We start from the raw sequence: 18586 nt of genomic DNA, 5'->3' as shown, positions 1-18586 counted from the left end.
GTATCAGTCGATCCGCAATGGATAGCTCAGCAACGTGAAGTGCAGCAGGTTGACCAGCCCGTGCAGGGCGATCGCCATGCTGAGCCTGCCACTGACCTGCATGGCCAAGCCATAACCCAAACCCGCAAGCGCGGCCACGACTGCAAAGGTCGGGCTGGAGGGGATATGCACGGCGCCGAACAGCAGCGCCGTCACCAGCAGTCCCGGCCACATGCCCAGCCAGCCGATCAGGCGCGGTTGCAAGATGCCACGAAACAGCAGTTCCTCGGCCAGCACGGCAACGGCAAGGTTGACCGCCAGCCAGGCGCCGAGCATGTCAGGCCATTTCGGCTGCCAGGCGACCACTCCCGACAGCAGCGCCAGGCCCGGCACCGCCAGCAGAGTGAGGATAAAGATCGGTGCCAAGAGTGTTGGCCGTTGCGCCGGTTTCGACGGCAAGCCCAGCCACCAGGCAAGCAGCGTACAACCCACCAGCAGCTTGTCCCATGACAGTCTCAGCAGGTAAGGCAGCGTATCGGCGCTTATGCGCTGCGGCTCGGCGAGTTGCCATGGTGCAAAGCCAGGTAGCAGGTGCGCCGCCAGCAGAACGCTGGCGACTATCACCAGCAGGCTCCATAGCCACTGTGGCAGGCGCATTGGCGCCAGCACCAGGGCGATGAACAGGCAGGCGAGCAACAGGCCGATGGGCTGGATATGGCCCATGAGAACACCCGCCAGAAGCGGGAAGCAGGGTAGTAACAGGCGGGGAATTAGCGGCATTGCGCCTCCTGGCTGGAGGCGCAGTTTACAGCGCGGCAGGGTCAGCTTGCGCGGTGTGATCAGCGATCTTGTGCGTCCTTGGCGTTCTGCTCGATTTCGCGTTCGTGAATGCGTTTGAGCTGCTCCTCACTGAGCGGCAACTTCTTGGCACTGTCTCGCAGCATCAGCAGGCCACCAACGATGGAGCCGATCGCCACAATCAGGATCAACCAGGCATACCAGGGCATGTGCGACTCCTTCTGTCGGATGATGGGCTTCGCCGTTTTCTTCTCTCGAAACCCTGTTCTGAAGACCTTTGGCCGGTCCGCTTGGTTCAGGTTAACGCGCCGCTCAGCGGCGAACCTGTTTGAGGGTTTCGGCGATCATGAATGCCAGTTCCAGGGATTGGTCGGCGTTCATCCGTGGATCGCAGTGGGTGTGATAACGATCCGACAGGCCGGCCTCGGTGATTGGCTTGGCACCGCCGATGCATTCGGTCACGTCCTGGCCGGTCATCTCGATATGGATGCCGCCGGCGTAGCTGCCCTCGGCGTGGTGCACGGCAAAGAACTGCCTGACCTCGGCGAGGATCTGCGCGAAATCCCGGGTCTTGTAGCCACTCGAGGCCTTGATGGTGTTGCCGTGCATCGGGTCGCTGCTCCACAGCACCTGGCGACCCTCGCGTTGCACGGTGCGGATCAGCCGTGGCAAGCCGGCCTCGACCTTGTCGGCGCCCATGCGCACGATCAGGTTGAGGCGACCCGGGTCGTTATCCGGGTTGAGGATGTCGATCAGGCGGATCAGGTCCTCGTCGGTCATGCTCGGGCCGACCTTGACGCCGATCGGGTTGCCCACGCCGCGCAGGAATTCCACATGGGCGCCGTCCACCTGGCGGGTGCGGTCGCCGATCCACAGCATGTGCGCCGAGCAGTCGTAGAAGTCGCCGGTCAGGCTATCGCGGCGTACGAAGGCTTCTTCGTAGTTGAGCAGCAGGGCTTCGTGGGCGGTGAAGAAACTGGTCTCGCGCACCTGGGCCGCGCTGTCCATGCCGCAGGCACGCATGAAGGCCAAGGTTTCGTCGATGCGGTCTGCCAGTTGGTGGTACTTCTGGGCCAGTGTCGAGTTGGCGATGAAATCCAGGTTCCACTGATGCACCTGATGCAGGTCGGCGAAGCCGCCCTGTGCGAAGGCGCGCAGCAGGTTCAGCGAGGCGGTGGACTGGTGATACGCCTGCAGCAGACGCTGCGGGTCCGGCGCACGGCTGGCCGCGTCGAAGCCGATACCGTTGACGATATCGCCGCGGTAAGCGGGCAGGGTGACGCCGTCGAGGGTCTCGTCATTGGCCGAGCGCGGCTTGGCGAACTGGCCTGCCATGCGGCCAACCTTCACCACCGGGCAGCCGGCGGCAAAGGTCATGACGATGGCCATCTGCAGCAGCACCTTGAAAGTGTCGCGGATCTTCGCGGCGCTGAACTCGGCGAAGCTCTCGGCGCAGTCGCCGCCCTGCAGCAGGAATGCGCGGCCCTGGGTGACCTCGGCGAACTGCTTGCGCAGCTCGCGCGCCTCGCCGGCGAACACCAGGGGCGGAAAGCTCGCCAGGGTCTGCTCGACCTGGGCTAGTTTCGCGGCGTTCGGGTACTGAGGTTGTTGCTGGATGGGGCGGCTTCTCCAGCTATCGGGGCTCCAGGGCTGACTCATGGCGGCATCTCTTGTTGGCGATTGGCCATGGTAACCGATCGCCGCGCAACACCAAGCATGCCGCCCGGCTCGTGCCCAGGGCATTTAGCACGTGACCTCGGCGTGCTCCATGGCCGACAATCAGCGCCCAGCCCGGCGGTAGCCGGGTAACGCGATGGTGGAGAATCTGCGTATGCCTGGCTTGCCTCCGGTGGAGGATATGAAGGACGAAGTGGTGCTGGCCGAGGTGCGCGACGCCTTCGGGGTGATCCGTGTGGTCGAGGTCGGTGAATACCGGTTTCTCGAATTCGGCGAGGCGATCGAGCAGAGCTGCGTGTTCACCGCTGATCCGAGCTGGCTGGAGTACGACTACACCCGCGCCATGTTCGTCGGTGCGCTGTGCCACCAGGCGCCGGAAAGTGCGCTGTTTCTTGGCCTTGGCGCCGGTACGCTGACCCAGGCCTGTCTGCGCTTTTTGCCGCTGGACGATGTCGAGACCATCGAGCTGCGCTCTGACGTGCCGCGTTTGGCCATGGAGTACCTGGGGCTGGAAGACGACGAGCGCCTGACCGTGCGCGTTGGCGATGCCATGCAGTTGCTGCCTACCGCGGAAACGGCGGATCTGATCTTCGTCGACCTCTACACCGACACCGGCCCCGGTGTCGGCCACCTGGCCTGGCGCTTTCTCGACGATTGCCGGGCCAAGCTAAACCCTGGCGGCTGGCTGATTATCAACCAGTGGGCCGGCGATGACGGCAAGCCGCTGGGCGCCGCACTGTTGCGCGGTCTCTATCACCGCCATTATTGGGAATGCCCGGTGGTGGAGGGCAATGTGGTGGTGTTGGTGCCAGCTGATCTGGATCAGCATTTCGACCGCGAGACGGTGAGTCAGCGCGCTAAGGCCTTGCAGCCGCAGCTCGGCTATTCGCTGCAGCCGTTGATCGATGCCGTGCGCATGGCGAGCTAGGGGCTGTTCACGATCTCCATGCTCGTGAAGCGGCAATTACAAGGCAGAGGCGGCCGCCCAGCGATCGCGTGGGAGCGGCTTTAGCCGCGAGTTTTCATTAATGTAAGTAAAGAGCTCGGGGCTAAAGCCCCTCCCACAAAATCACGCATTTACCGTCTGCTTTTGCCAAACTTGGCTGCCAGAATCGGGGAGCCTGGGCTGAAAGATTATGAATAGGTTCCAAGGGCGCCTCAGCCTCGCCAGGAATTAACTGCCACCGACGCTGTCCTTTTAGAGCCTTGCAGGGCTCAGCGCATCACCTGAGCCTGCGAACTCTCAAGCCCACTGCGACGGAGCCCTGTCATGACCGATCAAGATCTACCTTCGGTGTATCGCGCCTATATCGATTGCCTCAACCGGCAGGACTGGGCCAGCCTGGGGCAGTTTGTTCACGATGACGTGGTGCACAACGGTCGGCGTCTGGGGCTGAGCGGCTATCGCGAGATGCTCGAGCGTGACTTCCAGGAAATTCCCGATCTGCAGTTCAACATCCGCCTGCTGACTTGCGAGGATTCGATGATTGCCAGCCGCCTGGATTTCCACTGCACCCCGAAAGGCCGCTTTCTCGATGTGCCGGTCCATGGCCGCAAGGTGGCCTTCAGCGAGAACGTGTTCTACGCCTTTCGGGACGACAGAATCGCCGAGGTCTGGTCGGTGGTCGACAAGGTGGCGATCGAAGCGCAGCTGGTTAGCAGAGCCTGACTGATCGATCAGGGGCGGGCGGCTGCGGCATAGCGTCGCAATGGGGCCGCCGCCTGCTTTTGTCCTATTTATTGTGTGAAAAAGCGCACACGTCTATATGAATTCCGGTATAGTACGCGCCGGCCAATTCATGGCCCCGTTCAAGTAGTGCAACTCGCCCGGAAGCTTTCCGGCAGCCAGTCCGCCAAGCGGGCTATCTTGACGATTCATTACCACCACAGTCTTCGCAAATTCTCGCCTACATTGCTGCCAGGGTGACCCACAAGGTCCTACATGGCATGTGCAGCTTTGGAACATGGGTCTTTGCGGATGCACGAGAGGCAGACCCATGACCCAGGAAACCGGCGGCTTCGCCGCACTCGGCCTTCACGCCAATATTCTCTCCGCCCTGACCGCAGTCGGCTACGAAGAGCCTTCTCCCATTCAGTCGCAAGCCATCCCGGTAATTCTTTCCGGTCAGGACATGATCGGCCAGGCACAGACGGGTACCGGCAAGACCGCCGCCTTCGCGCTGCCGATCCTGTCGAAGATCGACCCGGCCAAGCGTGAGCCTCAGGCGCTGATTCTCGCCCCGACTCGCGAGCTGGCCCTGCAGGTTGCCACCGCCTTCGAAACCTACTCCAAGCAGATGCCTGGCCTGAACGTGGTCGCTGTCTACGGCGGCGCGCCGATGGGCCCGCAGCTCAAGGCCATTCGCCAGGGCGCACAGGTCATCGTCGCTACGCCGGGCCGTCTGGTCGATCACCTGCGTCGCGACGAGAAAGTGCTGTCGACCATCCAGTATCTGGTACTCGACGAAGCCGACGAAATGCTCAAGCTGGGCTTCATGGATGACCTCGAGGTGATCTTCGAGGCCATGCCGGAAAGCCGCCAGAGCGTATTGTTCTCCGCGACCCTGCCGCACTCGATCCGTGCCATCGCCGAGAAGCACCTGCGCGAGCCGCAGCACATCAAGATTGCAGCCAAGACCCAGACCGTCTCGCGCATCGAGCAGGCGCACCTGATGATCCACGCCGATCAGAAGACCAACGCCGTGCTGCGTCTCTTGGAAGTCGAGGAATTCGACGCGCTGATCGCTTTCGTGCGCACCAAGCAGGCCACCCTGGACCTGGCCGCCGCCCTGGAAGCCAAGGGCTTCAAGGCTGCTGCACTGAACGGCGACATCGCCCAGAACCAGCGTGAGCGCGTCATCGAGTCGCTCAAGGATGGCCGCCTGGACATCGTCGTGGCCACTGACGTCGCCGCCCGTGGTATCGATGTGCCGCGCATCACCCACGTATTCAACGTCGACATGCCGTACGACCCCGAGTCCTACGTGCACCGTATCGGCCGTACCGGCCGTGCCGGTCGCGATGGCCGTGCGCTGCTGCTGGTCACCCCGCGTGAGCGCCGCATGCTGCAGGTGATCGAGCGTGTAACCGGCCAGAAGGTTGGCGAGGTCAAGCTGCCTAACGCCCAGCAGGTGCTGGATGCGCGCATCAAGAAGCTCACCAACAGCCTGGCGCCGCTGGTGGCCGATGCCGAAGCCAGCCATGGCGATCTGCTCGACCGCCTGACCACCGACATCGGTTGCAGCCCGCGTGCCCTGGCCGCTGCGCTGCTGAAGAAGGCCACCAACGGCCAGGCTCTTGATCTGGCCAGCGTCGAGCGCGAGCAACCTCTGGTGCCGGGCGTCGGTGGTGCTCCTCGCGAGCGTCGTGAGCGTGATGGCGAGCGCAGCGGTGAGCCGCGTGAGCGTCGTGCGCCGATGCCGCTGGCCGAAGGCCGTGCACGCTGCCGCACCGCTCTGGGTGCCCGTGACGGTATCGCCGCCAAGAACCTGCTCGGCGCGATCCTCAACGAGGGCGGCCTGGCTCGTGAAGCCATCGGCCGTATCCAGATCCGCGAGAGCTTCAGCCTGGTGGAACTGCCGGAGGAAGGCCTGGAGCGCCTGCTCGGCAAGCTCAAGGACACTCGCGTTGCCGGCAAGCCGCTGAAACTGCGTCGCTACCGCGAAGACTGATCCGTAATGCAGCACTGATTCGGGGGAGCCAATGGCTCCCCCGAGTCGTTTCTGGAACCTGAACCGTCGCGTGTCAGCCCTAGGACGATCCGGCCGGCGGCTCTACAATCGGCCGTCCTCGTTTTCGTGATGCCTCGAATGCCTATCTGTCTCGTTCACCGCCTGCCGTATCAGGCCGATCCTGCCGTGTATTTTCAGGTGGTGCGCCAGGCGCCTGGGGCGGTGTTGCTGGATGCCGGCAGGCCGGCGGCAAGCCGTGGGCGTTATGACCTGCTCAGCGCCTGGCCGATGGCCGAGCTGACGCCATTGCAGAAGGAATCGGGCGCCGCATTCTTCGCGCGCCTGCGTGAGCAGCTCACTGCACTCGGGCCTGCCGATTTGCCCGCCGGCGTCGAGCTGCCGTTCGCCGGTGGCCTGCTGGGCTATCTGGCCTACGACTTTGGGCGCCGTATCGAAGCGTTGCCTGAGCAGGCTCGGGACGATCTGGGGTTGGGCGACGCCGTTTTCGGCCTTTACGCCTGGGCATTGATTACCGATCACCAGGCGCAGACCAGCCAACTGGTGTTCCATCCTACCTTGCCGGCAGCCGAGCAGACGCGCTTGCGGGCGCTGTTCGAGCAACCTTTGACAGGCGAAGCAGGGCAGGTGTCGTTCGCCTTGCTGGCGACCTTCAAGGCGGATATCGAACCGCAGCGCTACGCCGAGGCCATCGGCCGGATTCAGGCCTATATCGCATCCGGGGACTGCTACCAGGTCAACTATGCGCAGCGCTTCCAGGCCCGCTATCAGGGCGATCCTTGGCAGGCCTATGGCGCGTTGCGCGGTGCTTGCCCGACGCCGTTTTCCGGTTATCTGACTCTGCCCGGTGGCGGCACCTTACTGAGTCTGTCCCCCGAGCGCTTTATGCGCGTCAGTGGCGGTCAGGTGGAGACGCGTCCGATCAAGGGCACCCAGCCGCGTGGGCGTGACGAGCAGGAAGATGCACGCAACGCTCAGGTGCTGCTCACCAGCATCAAGGACCGCGCCGAGAACCTGATGATCGTCGATCTGCTGCGCAACGACCTGGGGCGCAGTTGCCGCATCGGCTCGGTGCGTGTGCCCGAGCTGTTTTCCCTGGAAAGTTATCCGAACGTGCACCACCTGGTCAGCGCGGTGACCGGTGAGCTGGCCGCCGACAAGGATGCGCTGGATCTGCTGCTGGGTGCCTTCCCTGGGGGTTCTATCACCGGTGCGCCGAAGATCCGCGCGATGCAGATCATCGATGAGCTCGAGCCGACACGACGCGGCCCCTACTGCGGGTCGCTGTTGTATCTGGACGTGCGTGGCGAGATGGACAGCTCCATCGCCATCCGCAGCCTGCTGGCCAAAGACGGTGTGATCAGTTGCTGGGGCGGTGGCGGTATCGTCGCCGACTCGGCCTGGCAGGCCGAGTATCAGGAATCCATCACCAAGGTGCAGGTGCTGCTCAGCACCTTGGAAAGCTTTTGTCAGTCGAAGCGGTAGATGTCCATGCCCAGGGCGCCCAGGGTGAACCCCTGGTGCTCGATGGCGAAGGTATCGCCGGCGCCGCGGGCGAAGAACAATGGTAGAAGGTGTTCTTCGCTCGGGTGGTTGCGCTGTGCGTGTGGGGCCTGGCGGCGGTAATCGATTAACGCGGTGAGGTCGTCCTCCTGCAGCCGCTCGACCATCCAGTCGCGAAACTCCAGTGCCCAGGGCGCGGCTTCATCGCCGGTGGAGCGCCAGTCGAGCTCGCCCAGGTTGTGGGTGATGCTGCCGGAACCAATCAGCAGTACGTTCTGCTTGCGCAACGCGACCAGTGCTTCGCCTACCCGTACTTGCAGGCCCGGGCCCTGGCGGCTGGGCAGTGAGACCTGCACCACCGGGATATCGGCGTTGGGGTAGAGCAGTGACAGCGGCACCCAGCTGCCATGGTCGAACGGGCGGCGGTCATCGGTGGCGGCGGCGAGGCCGGCGGCGTGCAGGCGCTGTACGATGTCTTCTGCCAATTGCGGGCTGCCGGGCGCCGGGTATTGCACTTGGTAGAGTTCGGCCGGAAAACCACCGAAGTCGTGCCAGGTTTGCGGCTGCGGGTTGCTCATCACTCGCAGCGTCTCGCTTTCCCAATGTGCCGAGACCACCACGATCGCGTCTGGCCGCTGCAGCTTGGCGGCGATACGCGCCAGGGCAGGGCCGCTGGCGCCGGGTTGCAGGGCGAGCATGGGCGAACCGTGGGAAATGAACAGGCTAGGTTGCATGGTGTTCTCCTGATATTGCAGGCATGATCTATCAGCCAAGTTGGCCTAACAACGGGTAAAGTCTGCTCGGTTTTATCTGTTTTATTGATGGTTTTGGAGCAAAACATGCAGGAATCATTCTGGCTGCAACGCTGGCACGCCAATCAGATCGGCTTTCATGCCCGCCAAGTCAACGGCCAGTTGCAACGTCACTGGGTGACGGTGGCCGGTGCGAGCGACGCGACCGTGCTGGTGCCCTTGTGTGGCAAAAGTCTGGATGTTGCCTGGCTGGCGGCGCAGGGGCATCGCGTGGTGGGCGTGGAACTGGCCGAAGTGGCGGTCGCGGCTTTCTTCGCCGAGCAGGGCGTCGAGCCGGTGATCACCCAGGAAGGCGCCTTCAAGGTGTATCGTCACGGCCGAGTAGAACTATTCTGCGGCGATTTCTTTGCCTTCGAAGCCCGCCATATGCCGGGTTGCGCGTTGTTCTACGATCGCGCGGCGCTGATTGCGCTGCCTGCCGAGATGCGTGAGCGCTACGTGCGTCACCTGCGGCAGATCCTGCTGCCGGAAAGCCACGGCCTGCTGGTGACCCTGGATTACGACCAGGCGCTGATGGAAGGGCCACCGTTCTCGGTGACTGACGCCGAGGTGCGCAGCTGGAACGGCGCTATATGGGAAAGCGAATTGCTGGAAAGCCAGAATGCCCTGGAGGATCGTTTCAGGGCTCGAGGCCTCACGCGTATGGATGAGCGGGCCTACCACCTGCGCCTGCTCTAGGGCGAATCATGAGTATGAAAAAGGCGACCCTCGGGTCGCCTTTTCGTTGCGTTTCGATCAGGCCATGCGGCGCAGGGCTTCGATACGCTCTTCCAGCGGCGGATGAGTCATCAGCAGGCCCGCCAGGCCGTTCTTAAGGCCGCCGTTGATGCCGAAGGCGGTCAGGCTGTCGGGCATCTGCACCGGTACGCCCTGTTCGGCACGCAGGCGCTGCAGGGCGGCGATCATCGCACCCTTGCCGGCCAATCGTGCGCCGGCTTCGTCGGCCTTGTACTCGCGTTTGCGCGAGAACCACATGACGATGATGCTGGCCAGGATACCCAGCACCAGTTCGGCGAAGATGGTTGCCACGAAGTAGCCAATGCCGTGGCCGTCTTCGTTCTTCAGGATCGCCTTGTCGACGAAGTTACCGAAGATACGTGCGAAGAACATCACGAAAGTGTTCACCACGCCCTGGATCAGCGCAAGCGTCACCATGTCGCCATTGGCCACATGGCCGATTTCGTGCGCCAGTACGGCTTTCACCTCGTCAGGCGAGAAGCGCTCGAGCAGGCCCTGGCTGACGGCGACCAGCGCGTCGTTCTTGTTCCAGCCGGTGGCGAAGGCGTTGGATTCATAAGCCGGGAAGATACCCACTTCCGGCATCTTGATGCCGGCATCGCGCGACAGCTCTTCGACGGTCTGCAGCAGCCACTGTTCGTGGCGGGTGCGCGGCTGGGTGATGATTTCGGTCCCGGTGCTCATCTTCGCCATCCACTTGGACAGGAAGAGCGAGACCAGCGAGCCGGCAAAACCAAAGACGGCGCAGAAGATCAGCAGGCTGCCGTGGTTCTGGCCGGTGAAGCGATCAACCCCCAGCAGTTTGAGGGTGATGCTGGCGATAACCAGTACCGCCAAGTTGGTAGCCAGGAACAACATAATGCGCATCATGGTGTGAAACGACTCCTCAAGGGAAAGACAGGCTCGATACGGCGGCTATATAAGGGCGCGCCCTGTAGCGATTCAACCGAGTCACTATTTCAAACTGTGTCGCCTGGCTCAGCGGCTGCAAGCAGCCTCACGCGGGCGGCAAAGCTTAGATGGACTTTTTCGCGTTTATTTCAATCGAGGCCAAGAAAAACCGCTGCTTTCGCTGTGCCGAGTGCAGTCAGTAAGGGGTAGCAGGGCGCTGTTCGAACAACTGGCGGGTCAGGCGCGCAATCCGTTCACCATGTTGCTGGGCGAGCGCTTCGCGCAACTGAAAGGCCAGGGTCGCCTGCACTCGATCCACCGCCGGCGGCAAGGCTTCCCCCTCGCTGATCGCCCGGGGAATGCCGCGCGACAGACGCAGAAAGCCTTTTTCGGTCAGCACCGCCTGATCCAGCGCGTCATAACCGATGGTGGATTCGTAGCGCAGGTAGCCTTCTTCGGCCAGCCACAGCAGCGCGCCCAGGCAGGCCTGGTGGCGTTTGCTCGGCAAACCGAATTCATCCGGTTCTTCGCGACCGATCAGGTCTTCCACGTACAGCGATACCTTGCGCGGAAAGGCCTGGTAGAGCATCAGCAAGCCGCTGGCGGCGTCCTTGTAGAAGTCGTCTATCTGCAGGTCCATGGGCTCGTGCTCTGGCGGCGAAGGAGGCGGATGCCTGGTCTGGCATCCGCACAGGCTGAAGTTACTGGCGGTAGGTCTTGAGGAAGTTGCCGATGCGGCCAATGGCCTGCTCCAGATCGTCGACGCGGGGCAGGGTGACCACGCGGAAGTGGTCCGGCCACGGCCAGTTGAAGGCGGTGCCCTGGACGATCAGCAGCTTCTCGGAGAGCAGCAGGTCGAGGACGAACTTCTCGTCGTTGTGGATCGGGCAGACCTTGGGGTCGATCTTCGGGAAGGCATAAAGCGCGCCCATGGGTTTGACGCAGCTGACGCCGGGAATGTCGTTGAGCAGCTCCCAGGTGCGGTTGCGCTGTTCCAGCAGGCGACCGTTGGGCAGTACCAGATCATTGATGCTCTGGTAGCCGCCCAGGGCTGTCTGAATCGCATGCTGGCTGGGCACGTTGGCGCACAGGCGCATGTTGGCCAGGATATCGAGACCCTCGATGTAGCTTTTCGCGTTGTGCTTGGGGCCGGAAATGATCACCCAGCCGGAGCGGAAACCGGCCACGCGGTAGGATTTGGACAGGCCGTTGAAGGTCAGGCACAGCACGTCCGGCGCCAGGGAGGCGGTGGAGATGTGCTGGGCTTCGTCATAAAGAATCTTGTCGTAGATCTCGTCGGAGAAGATCACCAGGTTGTGCTGGCGGGCCAGTTCGACGATATCCAGCAGCACTTCGCGCGAATACACGGCGCCGGTGGGGTTGTTCGGGTTGATCAGCACCAGCGCCTTGGTGTTCGGGGTGATCTTGGCGCGCATGTCGGCGATATCCGGGAACCAGCCGGCCTGCTCATCGCACAGGTAATGCACCGGCTTGCCGCCGGAGAGCGCCACGGCGGCGGTCCACAGCGGGTAGTCGGGTGCCGGGATCAGCACTTCGTCACCGTTGTTGAGCAGCGCCTGCATGGCCATGACGATCAGCTCGGACACGCCGTTGCCCAGGTAGATGTCCTCGATGCCGACGCCTTCGATCTGCTTCTGCTGGCAGTACTGCATCACTGCCTTGCGCGCGCTGAACAGGCCCTTGGAGTCGCTGTAGCCTTGCGCCGTGGGCAGGTTGCGGATCACGTCCTGGAGGATTTCTTCGGGGGCCTCAAAGCCGAACGGCGCCGGGTTGCCGATGTTCAGCTTGAGGATGCGCTGGCCTTCCTCTTCCAGACGCTTGGCGTGTTTGAGCACCGGGCCGCGAATGTCGTAGCAGACGTTGGCGAGCTTGTTGGATTTGCTGACCTGCATGGTGAAGAATCCCGAATCGAAGAAAGGCGGCCTCTAATGGGCCGAGGCGGCTGCGCGCCGTGGCGGGTTGAGGTGTCGAATCATACGTGTCAGCCTGAGTCGGGCAAAGATACAGATAGGGCTTTTTTATCCTGAGGAGGACGGCCTGTGAGCAAGCTCGAAAAACCACTGGAAACCTGGCGCGATGAGCTGACCGACGCGCAGTTCAACGTCTGCCGCCTGGGCGGCACCGAACGGCCGTTCACCGGTGAGTACCACGACAGCAAGGTGCCGGGCATCTACCAGTGCGTGTGCTGCGGCACGCCGCTGTTCGACTCGGATGCCAAGTTCGATTCCGGCTGTGGCTGGCCAAGTTATTTCCAGCCGCTCAACGACCAGGTGATCACCGAGCTGGACGACTTCAGCCACGGCATGCACCGCATCGAAGTGCGCTGCAGCAATTGCGACGCTCACCTGGGTCATGTGTTTCCCGATGGCCCGCGGCCGACCGGGCAGCGCTACTGCATCAACTCGGTGTCGCTCAAGCACGTGCCACGCGAGACGTAGGTACCACACGCTGTTATCAGGCCCGCTGATGGCGGGCCTGATTTTTAATTAATTAAGTTGTATACAATTTAATTGCTTACTATTCTTTACGCTCTATCCATCAAAAGAGCGTCATCTAATGAGCCAGGATCTGCTGACAATTCCCTGCACCACTATCGCCGGCGAGCAGAAGTGCCTGGCCGATTTCGGCGCCAAGGCCATTTTGGTGGTCAACACCGCCAGCCAGTGTGGCTACACGCCGCAGTATCAAGGGCTGGAAACGTTGTGGAAGCAGCACCGTGACAAGGGGTTGGTGGTACTGGGATTTCCCTGCAACCAGTTCGGTAAGCAGGAGCCGGGTGACGAGCAAGCCATCGCCAGTTTCTGTGAGCTGAATTTCGGTGTGAGCTTTCCGCTGTTTCGCAAGGTTGAGGTCAATGGCCCGGGCGCCCATCCGCTGTTCGTGGAACTCAAGCGCCGGGCGCCGGGTTTGCTCGGTACCCAGCGCATCAAGTGGAACTTCACCAAGTTCCTGATCAGTGGCGATGGCCGTCAGGTCACGCGCTTCGCCACGGCCACCAAGCCGCATGCGCTGCAGGCGGCCATCGAAGCGCTCATCGATGGATGAGTTGAAACTCGACCGGCAGCTGTGCTTCAAGCTGTACGCCGCGTCCCGACAGGTGGTGCGAGCCTACAAGCCGATGCTCGAAGCGCTGCAACTGACCTACCCACAGTACCTGGTGATGCTGGTGCTCTGGGAGTGGGATGAGCAGGCGCCGCCACAGCCGACGGTCAAGGCCCTCGGTGAGCGCCTGCTGCTTGACTCGGGCACCCTGACACCGCTGCTCAAGCGTCTGCAGGCGGCCGGGCTGATCGACCGCCGGCGCAGCAATGCGGACGAGCGCGAGATGCATCTATGCCTCAGCGAGCAGGGCCGTGAGCTTCGCAACCGCGTGCCGGCTCTCAAGCGTCAGCTGCTCTGCGAGCAGGGCGTCGACAGCGAGCAGCTGGCGCCCTTGCGCGCGCAATTGGATGTGCTGTTGCAGCGCATCGCCGGGCAAATTTCTGATTAGCCGATGGGCTGCCGCTCAGGCGGGCAGCCACTGGTCGAGCAGGACGAGCAGCTCTTCACGGCGAAACGGCTTGGCCAGGTAGTCGTTCATGCCCGCGGCCAGGCAGCGCTCGCGCTCGTCCGACAGCGCGTTGGCGGTCAGGGCGATGACTGGCAGGTGCCGCCAAGCCGGGTTTTCGCGGATGCGGCGGCTGGCTTCGTAGCCGTCCATGATCGGCATGTTGCAGTCCATCAGCACCAGTTCGAAGGTGTTTTCCTGCAGCCGCTCCAGCGCCTGCTGGCCATTATTGGCCAGCACCACTTCGAGCCCCTGTTTGGCCAGCATGCCCTTGGCGACCAGCTGGTTGACCGGGTTGTCCTCGACCAGCAGCACGCGGGCCGGCTTGCGGTCGCTCACAGTCGGGGCAGGAGCGCTGGTCGATTCTTCCGGCGAATTTTTCAGCGCATGGCTGAGTGCCTGCAGCAGATGCTGGCGTGTCAGGGGTCTTGCGACCTGTTCCAGTGGAGCCAGTGCGGCAGCCTGTTCGGCATCCAGAAAGCTACCGTATGCAGTGACCAGGATAATCGGCACCGCGGTTTGCCCGCGCAGCTTTTTCATGCAGCCGGGGCAGTCGCTGATGATTACGTCTGCCTCGATATCTTCGACGTCCCGGGCGCTGTCTAGGCGGCGGTAACTCAGGCCCCAATTGCCGATCAGCACCGGCAGCAGCTCGGCAAGCCCGGTATCGGCGCCGCAAATCGCCAGTACGCGCCCACCCAGCTTTGGCGCCGCGGACGGTACCTCCAGGCCCTGCAATGGCAGGATGGCGCTGAAACGGCTGCCGCTGCCAGGTGTGGATTGCAGCTCCAGTTTGCCCTGCATCGCCTCGCACAGGCGGCGAGTCAGCGCCAGGCCGAGCCCGGTACCACCGAACTGCCGGGTGATGTTGGCGCCGGCCTGAGTGAACGGCTGGAAGATACGCGCCTGGGCATCTTCGGCGATGCCGATACCGGTGTCGCACACCTCGATACGGATACGTTCGCCCTCGGCGCCGATGCGAATGTCGACGCGTCCTTCGCGGGTGAATTTCAGGGCGTTGGACAGCAGGTTGCTGACGATCTGCCGGACACGGGTCGGGTCGCCGAGCACCTGTGCGGGCAGCCGGGGATCGATCAGGCAGGTCAGCTCCACGCCGGCCTGGGCATTTTGCGAGAGCAGGCTGGCAGTGCCTTCCACCAGCGCGCCGAGGTCGAAGGCGATACGCTCCAGTTCCAGCTGGCCGGCCTCGAATTTGGACAAATCGAGAATGTCGTTGAGCAGGTCGACCAGCACCTTGCCCGAGTCGTGGGCGATGGACAGCTGCTGGCGTTGTTCGCTGCTCAGCGGGCCTTCGAGTGACAGGGCGAGCATGCCCAGTAAGCCGTTCAGTGGCGTACGGATCTCGTGACTCATGTTGGCCAGGAAAATCGAGCGCGCCTGGGCCATGGCCAGGGCGTCACGGCGGGCCTGCTCCAGCTCTTCATTGGAGCGGCTGAGGCGGCTGTTGGCGGCCTTCAACTCGACTGTGCGGGCCGAGACGATGGCTTCCAGTTCGCCCAGATAGTCGGTAAGCCGGTCTTCGGCACTGCGCCGCTGCTCGATCTCGGTGGCGATGCTGGCAAATTGTCGATTGGCGACTTTCACCAGTACGCCAAGTTCATCGCGCTCGTGACCGGGGGGGCAGGGCAGTGGCGTGCGATCCGGAGTACGCAGGTCGCGCTCGGCCAGTGCCTGGATAACCTGGTTAAATGGCTTGGTCAGCATGAAGTAGAACAGCACCAGGAGGATCGCCGAAAGCAGCAGGCTGCGGGTGAAACCATTGATCATGGTCAGCATCGAGCGTTTGAGAAAATTGCTGCCGAACGCGTAGGTATCGATGTCCAGCTGCAGCATGCCGAGCGGCTCATCCGGTGCGTGACCGACCGAAAGTGTGGTCTGGAAGTGACGTGTGGCGCCGAACAGGAAATCGCTGAACAGCCGGTAGCGGCTCTGCATGGATGGCTGCGTGGCGCTGGCCAACTCTTCGCCATTGCTGTCGACGATGCGTGCGGTGATTACCGCGGGGGAGCGGCGCAGGCCGACGACCAGCTCCTGGGCGAGTTCGGCATCGATGTTGTAGGCGATTCGGGCGGCGGGATCGTGGCTGATCTCCATCAGTGCACGAATCTCGCGGTTGATGGCAGCGTCTTCACTGGCATAATCGACGCCGATCTGCACCAGACTGAGCAGCGCGCCGAGAATGAAGGCGACCAGAACGGTGAGGCCTGCCTGCTTGAATGACAGTCGCTGTCTGAGTGGTATTTCCATATTGGGGCGCTGTCTCGTTCCGTTCGCTGCCCAAGCATAGTCGATCTGGCCTATTTTTCGGCACGCCTGACTCACAGACTGAATATCCGAGGAGCTGCTACGTGGATTCGCGCATTACCGATTTTCTACAGCGCGCCGAGAGCGTGCTGATGCGCCTAGAGCCGCTATTGCCGGCCGAGCGCGAACCGCTGGACTGGCGTCATACCCTCGCCGCGCGCTGGCAGCGTGAGGGGCGCTCGGGCTATCTGCAGGCGCTCAAGGTCAGTCTGGACATGAATCTGTCCGACCTGATTGGCGTCGATGCCCAGCGCGAGCAACTGGCGCGTAACACCCGCCAGTTCGTGCAGGGCATGCCGGCCAACCACGCGCTGCTTTGGGGCGCGCGTGGCACAGGTAAATCGTCGCTGGTTCGCGCGCTGTTGGCCGAGCATGCCAGCGCCGGGCTACGTTTGATCGAGATCGAGCGTGACCACTTGGCCGATTTGCCGCGGGTGGTCGAGCAACTGATGACGCTCCCGCAGCGTTTCATCCTGTTCTGCGACGATTTGTCATTCGAGGCGGGCGAGGGTGATTACCGGGTACTCAAGAGCGTGCTCGATGGCTCGCTGGAGCGCTCGCCGGAGAATGTGCTGCTGTACGCCACGTCCAACCGTCGACACCTGGTGCCGGAGCGCGAGAGCGACAACGCCAACACCAAGATGGTCGACGGCGAGCTGCACCCGAACGAGGCCGTCGAGGACAAGATCGCATTGTCGGACCGCTTCGGCCTGTGGCTTTCCTTCTATCCGTTCACCCAGGAGCATTACCTGGATGTGGTGCGTCACTGGGTCGAGGTTCAGGCAGAGCAGGCCGGCCTGCAATGGCGGTGGAGCGAGGAGCTGGAAAAGCTCGCCGTGCGCTGGGCCACCGGACGCGGCAACCGCAATGGAAGGTGTGCCTATCAGTTTGCCCGCCACTGGGTCGGGCTGCAGTTACTGGAGACTTCGCAATGATCGATTTGAGTCAGACCGGTTCGGGGCTGGATGGTTACGCCTTGATGACTGCCCAGCTGGAAGCACTTTTGTCCGGTGAGCGGGACTTCATCGCCAATGCTGCGCAGTTCAGCGCCTTCATTTATCACGAGCTGGAAGGTCTGAACTGGGCCGGCTTCTACTTGGTGAAGGACGATGAGCTGGTGCTCGGCCCGTTCCAGGGCAAGGTGGCCTGCGTGCGGATCGCGTTCGGACGCGGCGTGTGCGGCGCTGCGGCGGCATCGCGGCAAACCCAGCGCATCGAGGATGTGCATGCCTTCCCCGGGCATATCGCCTGCGACAGCGCATCCAACAGCGAGCTGGTGGTGCCTTTGGTCAAGGATGGCCGGCTAATCGGCGTATTGGATCTGGACAGCCCAAGAATGGGGCGTTTCAGCGAGGTGGATCAGCGCGGTATCGAAGGGCTGGCCGCTGTGCTGCTGCGCGCCAGTGATTGCTAAAAGAGAAGTGAGGGCTGAGAGGCGCAGGCCTCTCAGTCGTACAGCGCCTTTTTCTTCCAGCCGTCGTCTTCCATCGATTTGAGACCCTCGGTCAGCTCGCTGTCGGCGTCGCCGGTTGGCGCTTGGGCGCTGACCAGCATCGCATTGACCCGCTCCAGCTGCTTCTGGAACTGCGCCAGGGTCGCCTGATAACGCGCAGTGTCTGGCTGCTTCTGCAGGAACTGCACACCACGCTCCAGAGCCAGGCGGGCATGCCCGTTCTGTTGCTGCTGCAACGCCTGCTTGGCTTGGTTACCGTAAAGGTCAATGTATAGCTGCACCAGCATGTGGCGAATATCCTTTGCCCACTTTTTCGCTTCGTCCACCGGCAGCTGGCCGTTCTGGGCTAATTTGCCAACTTGGCCATGCAGTGCCTCCAGCTGGGCGCGGACCTGGGTAGCCTTGGCATCGTCGGTGACGGCGTAAGGCGCATTGCGAACGGGGATGTCTTGGCCCATGGCGATCAGCTTGCGCAGCTCTTCGGCCATGGTCGCGTAGACCGTGTCCTGCTTGTCGACTTCCAGAATGCGTTCGGCGAACTGCAGCTGCAGGCGGCACAGCAGCAATTTGAGTTCAGGGCTCATGAACTGGCCGACGAACTGCTCGTTGAGGTCGGCAATGCGCCGGTAACGCTCAGCCAGGTCAGCCTTGAGTCGGGCCTTCTTGCGTTTGTTGTTCTCAGCCAATTGATTCAGGTAGGCCAGCAGCACCAACAGCGTGATACCGCCGATTATCGCCATGGTGATAACGAGCGAGGACATCGTCTTAACCTCTTTAAAGCTGTCGGGGCAGGGCGCAGCGATCCGCGAGGCGGTGGCTGCCTGTCGATGTCAGTCATCTTACTCGCGTTCTGCCATCATTGCGCGGTTTGCGCGAAGCCAGCGCGTTTCGCTTGTCGCATTAAAGCAGGCATGCTCGGCAAGCACTCTGCCGATGGTCCTGGAATCAGATTGAAGTCGTTGATTTTAAAAATTTTTATATGAGCTGTTGACGAGTGTTGAAAGGCTCCATAGAATGCGCGCCACTTCCACGGTAATGCTGAAAAGCACAACGGGGAAGCCGGAAATTCCGGGCAATGTCCCCTTCGTCTAGTGGCCTAGGACACCGCCCTTTCACGGCGGTAACAGGGGTTCGAGTCCCCTAGGGGACGCCA

At 62.4% G+C, this 18586-nt stretch carries 19 protein-coding genes and 1 tRNA gene; 11 read left to right on the top strand and 9 right to left on the bottom strand.

Annotated elements, in window-relative coordinates:
• Window positions 1–3: 3 nt before the first annotated feature.
• The 3 genes from BM279_RS04515 to BM279_RS04505 form a co-directional block, all read right to left on the bottom strand.
• Complete coding sequence (locus BM279_RS04515) at window positions 4–759, bottom strand: CPBP family intramembrane glutamic endopeptidase (RefSeq protein WP_093501387.1); 756 nt, start codon at window positions 757–759, stop codon at window positions 4–6.
• Between the two features lie 59 nt (window positions 760–818).
• The gene (locus BM279_RS04510; RefSeq protein WP_093501385.1) at window positions 819–986 is read right to left on the bottom strand and encodes a DUF2897 family protein; all 168 of its coding nucleotides are present in this window, start codon (window positions 984–986) and stop codon (window positions 819–821) included.
• Between the two features lie 103 nt (window positions 987–1089).
• Window positions 1090–2436 (bottom strand): class II 3-deoxy-7-phosphoheptulonate synthase, encoded by a 1347-nt coding sequence (locus BM279_RS04505; RefSeq protein WP_093501383.1) that lies wholly within the window; start codon window positions 2434–2436, stop codon window positions 1090–1092.
• A 172-nt stretch (window positions 2437–2608) separates the two neighbouring features.
• On the opposite strand from BM279_RS04505, the gene BM279_RS04500 reads away from it, so the two are divergent.
• From BM279_RS04500 to pabB, 4 genes are all read left to right on the top strand, one after another.
• Window positions 2609–3382, top strand: a complete 774-nt coding sequence (locus BM279_RS04500) for a spermidine synthase (RefSeq protein ID WP_425272663.1) — start codon at window positions 2609–2611, stop codon at window positions 3380–3382.
• A gap of 342 nt (window positions 3383–3724) precedes the next feature.
• Window positions 3725–4123: an ester cyclase gene (locus tag BM279_RS04495; RefSeq protein ID WP_093501381.1), complete on the top strand. Its 399-nt coding sequence runs from the start codon at window positions 3725–3727 to the stop codon at window positions 4121–4123.
• Between the two features lie 328 nt (window positions 4124–4451).
• Window positions 4452–6125, top strand: coding sequence for a DEAD/DEAH box helicase (locus tag BM279_RS04490; protein ID WP_093501379.1), 1674 nt, complete (start codon window positions 4452–4454; stop codon window positions 6123–6125).
• Window positions 6126–6263: 138 nt separating this feature from the next.
• The gene (gene pabB, locus BM279_RS04485) at window positions 6264–7628 is read left to right on the top strand and encodes an aminodeoxychorismate synthase component I (protein WP_093501377.1); all 1365 of its coding nucleotides are present in this window, start codon (window positions 6264–6266) and stop codon (window positions 7626–7628) included.
• Here the strand turns inward: pabB and BM279_RS04480 are convergent.
• On the bottom strand, window positions 7613–8380 hold the full coding sequence (locus tag BM279_RS04480) for a DODA-type extradiol aromatic ring-opening family dioxygenase (RefSeq protein WP_093501375.1): 768 nt from the start codon (window positions 8378–8380) through the stop codon (window positions 7613–7615). The two genes, pabB and BM279_RS04480, sit on opposite strands and share 16 nt — an antisense overlap.
• 105 nt (window positions 8381–8485) lie before the next feature.
• Here BM279_RS04480 and BM279_RS04475 point away from each other — a divergent pair, with 105 nt between their 5' ends.
• Window positions 8486–9136, top strand: coding sequence for a thiopurine S-methyltransferase (locus BM279_RS04475; protein WP_093501373.1), 651 nt, complete (start codon window positions 8486–8488; stop codon window positions 9134–9136).
• 57 nt (window positions 9137–9193) lie between these two features.
• Here the strand turns inward: BM279_RS04475 and htpX are convergent, their stop codons facing one another.
• The 3 genes from htpX to BM279_RS04460 all read right to left on the bottom strand — a co-directional run bounded on the left by htpX (window position 9194) and on the right by BM279_RS04460 (window position 12000).
• On the bottom strand, window positions 9194–10066 hold the full coding sequence (gene htpX, locus BM279_RS04470) for a protease HtpX (RefSeq protein WP_093501371.1): 873 nt from the start codon (window positions 10064–10066) through the stop codon (window positions 9194–9196).
• Between the two features lie 217 nt (window positions 10067–10283).
• Window positions 10284–10727, bottom strand: a complete 444-nt coding sequence (locus BM279_RS04465; protein ID WP_093501369.1) for a hypothetical protein — start codon at window positions 10725–10727, stop codon at window positions 10284–10286.
• Window positions 10728–10788: 61 nt separating this feature from the next.
• Window positions 10789–12000, bottom strand: coding sequence for a pyridoxal phosphate-dependent aminotransferase (locus BM279_RS04460; RefSeq protein ID WP_093501367.1), 1212 nt, complete (start codon window positions 11998–12000; stop codon window positions 10789–10791).
• A 147-nt stretch (window positions 12001–12147) separates the two neighbouring features.
• On the opposite strand from BM279_RS04460, the gene msrB reads away from it, so the two are divergent.
• The 3 genes from msrB to BM279_RS04445 all read left to right on the top strand — a co-directional run bounded on the left by msrB (window position 12148) and on the right by BM279_RS04445 (window position 13598).
• Window positions 12148–12546: a peptide-methionine (R)-S-oxide reductase MsrB gene (gene msrB, locus BM279_RS04455; RefSeq protein WP_093501365.1), complete on the top strand. Its 399-nt coding sequence runs from the start codon at window positions 12148–12150 to the stop codon at window positions 12544–12546.
• A gap of 118 nt (window positions 12547–12664) precedes the next feature.
• Complete coding sequence (locus BM279_RS04450; protein WP_093501363.1) at window positions 12665–13153, top strand: glutathione peroxidase; 489 nt, start codon at window positions 12665–12667, stop codon at window positions 13151–13153.
• The gene (locus BM279_RS04445; protein ID WP_093501361.1) at window positions 13146–13598 is read left to right on the top strand and encodes a MarR family winged helix-turn-helix transcriptional regulator; all 453 of its coding nucleotides are present in this window, start codon (window positions 13146–13148) and stop codon (window positions 13596–13598) included. The genes BM279_RS04450 and BM279_RS04445 overlap by 8 nt, the downstream gene beginning before the upstream one ends.
• A gap of 15 nt (window positions 13599–13613) precedes the next feature.
• On the opposite strand, the gene BM279_RS04440 is transcribed toward BM279_RS04445, so the two are convergent.
• Window positions 13614–15923, bottom strand: a complete 2310-nt coding sequence (locus tag BM279_RS04440) for a hybrid sensor histidine kinase/response regulator (RefSeq protein ID WP_093501359.1) — start codon at window positions 15921–15923, stop codon at window positions 13614–13616.
• 101 nt (window positions 15924–16024) lie between these two features.
• Between BM279_RS04440 and BM279_RS04435 the strand changes: the two genes are divergently transcribed.
• A complete protein-coding gene (locus BM279_RS04435) occupies window positions 16025–16915 on the top strand; it encodes an ATP-binding protein (protein ID WP_093501357.1) in 891 nt (296 codons plus the stop codon).
• Window positions 16912–17394: a GAF domain-containing protein gene (locus BM279_RS04430; RefSeq protein WP_093501355.1), complete on the top strand. Its 483-nt coding sequence runs from the start codon at window positions 16912–16914 to the stop codon at window positions 17392–17394. The genes BM279_RS04435 and BM279_RS04430 overlap by 4 nt, the downstream gene beginning before the upstream one ends.
• A 32-nt stretch (window positions 17395–17426) precedes the next feature.
• Here BM279_RS04430 and BM279_RS04425 read toward each other — a convergent pair whose 3' ends face one another.
• On the bottom strand, window positions 17427–18194 hold the full coding sequence (locus BM279_RS04425) for a hypothetical protein (RefSeq protein ID WP_093501353.1): 768 nt from the start codon (window positions 18192–18194) through the stop codon (window positions 17427–17429).
• Between the two features lie 316 nt (window positions 18195–18510).
• Here BM279_RS04425 and BM279_RS04420 point away from each other — a divergent pair.
• Window positions 18511–18586, top strand: a tRNA-Glu gene (locus tag BM279_RS04420).

This window comes from Phytopseudomonas straminea (assembly GCF_900112645.1).
Lineage (GTDB): Bacteria > Pseudomonadota > Gammaproteobacteria > Pseudomonadales > Pseudomonadaceae > Aquipseudomonas > Aquipseudomonas straminea.
The sequence above is the reverse complement of the archived record's forward strand: the minus strand, read 5'-3'. Positions and strand labels throughout refer to the sequence as shown.

What these genes read in the sequence shown, in the direction of transcription:
- BM279_RS04515 (WP_093501387.1), bottom strand. Translation starts at nt 759, where the DNA reads ATGCCGCTAATTCCCCGCCTGTTACTACCCTGCTTCCCGCTTCTGGCG.
- BM279_RS04510 (WP_093501385.1), bottom strand. Translation starts at nt 986, where the DNA reads ATGCCCTGGTATGCCTGGTTGATCCTGATTGTGGCGATCGGCTCCATC.
- BM279_RS04505 (WP_093501383.1), bottom strand. Translation starts at nt 2,436, where the DNA reads ATGAGTCAGCCCTGGAGCCCCGATAGCTGGAGAAGCCGCCCCATCCAG.
- BM279_RS04500 (WP_425272663.1), top strand. Translation starts at nt 2,609, where the DNA reads ATGCCTGGCTTGCCTCCGGTGGAGGATATGAAGGACGAAGTGGTGCTG.
- BM279_RS04495 (WP_093501381.1), top strand. Translation starts at nt 3,725, where the DNA reads ATGACCGATCAAGATCTACCTTCGGTGTATCGCGCCTATATCGATTGC.
- BM279_RS04490 (WP_093501379.1), top strand. Translation starts at nt 4,452, where the DNA reads ATGACCCAGGAAACCGGCGGCTTCGCCGCACTCGGCCTTCACGCCAAT.
- pabB (WP_093501377.1), top strand. Translation starts at nt 6,264, where the DNA reads ATGCCTATCTGTCTCGTTCACCGCCTGCCGTATCAGGCCGATCCTGCC.
- BM279_RS04480 (WP_093501375.1), bottom strand. Translation starts at nt 8,380, where the DNA reads ATGCAACCTAGCCTGTTCATTTCCCACGGTTCGCCCATGCTCGCCCTG.
- BM279_RS04475 (WP_093501373.1), top strand. Translation starts at nt 8,486, where the DNA reads ATGCAGGAATCATTCTGGCTGCAACGCTGGCACGCCAATCAGATCGGC.
- htpX (WP_093501371.1), bottom strand. Translation starts at nt 10,066, where the DNA reads ATGATGCGCATTATGTTGTTCCTGGCTACCAACTTGGCGGTACTGGTT.
- BM279_RS04465 (WP_093501369.1), bottom strand. Translation starts at nt 10,727, where the DNA reads ATGGACCTGCAGATAGACGACTTCTACAAGGACGCCGCCAGCGGCTTG.
- BM279_RS04460 (WP_093501367.1), bottom strand. Translation starts at nt 12,000, where the DNA reads ATGCAGGTCAGCAAATCCAACAAGCTCGCCAACGTCTGCTACGACATT.
- BM279_RS04450 (WP_093501363.1), top strand. Translation starts at nt 12,665, where the DNA reads ATGAGCCAGGATCTGCTGACAATTCCCTGCACCACTATCGCCGGCGAG.
- BM279_RS04445 (WP_093501361.1), top strand. Translation starts at nt 13,146, where the DNA reads ATGGATGAGTTGAAACTCGACCGGCAGCTGTGCTTCAAGCTGTACGCC.
- BM279_RS04440 (WP_093501359.1), bottom strand. Translation starts at nt 15,923, where the DNA reads ATGGAAATACCACTCAGACAGCGACTGTCATTCAAGCAGGCAGGCCTC.
- BM279_RS04430 (WP_093501355.1), top strand. Translation starts at nt 16,912, where the DNA reads ATGATCGATTTGAGTCAGACCGGTTCGGGGCTGGATGGTTACGCCTTG.
- BM279_RS04425 (WP_093501353.1), bottom strand. Translation starts at nt 18,194, where the DNA reads ATGTCCTCGCTCGTTATCACCATGGCGATAATCGGCGGTATCACGCTG.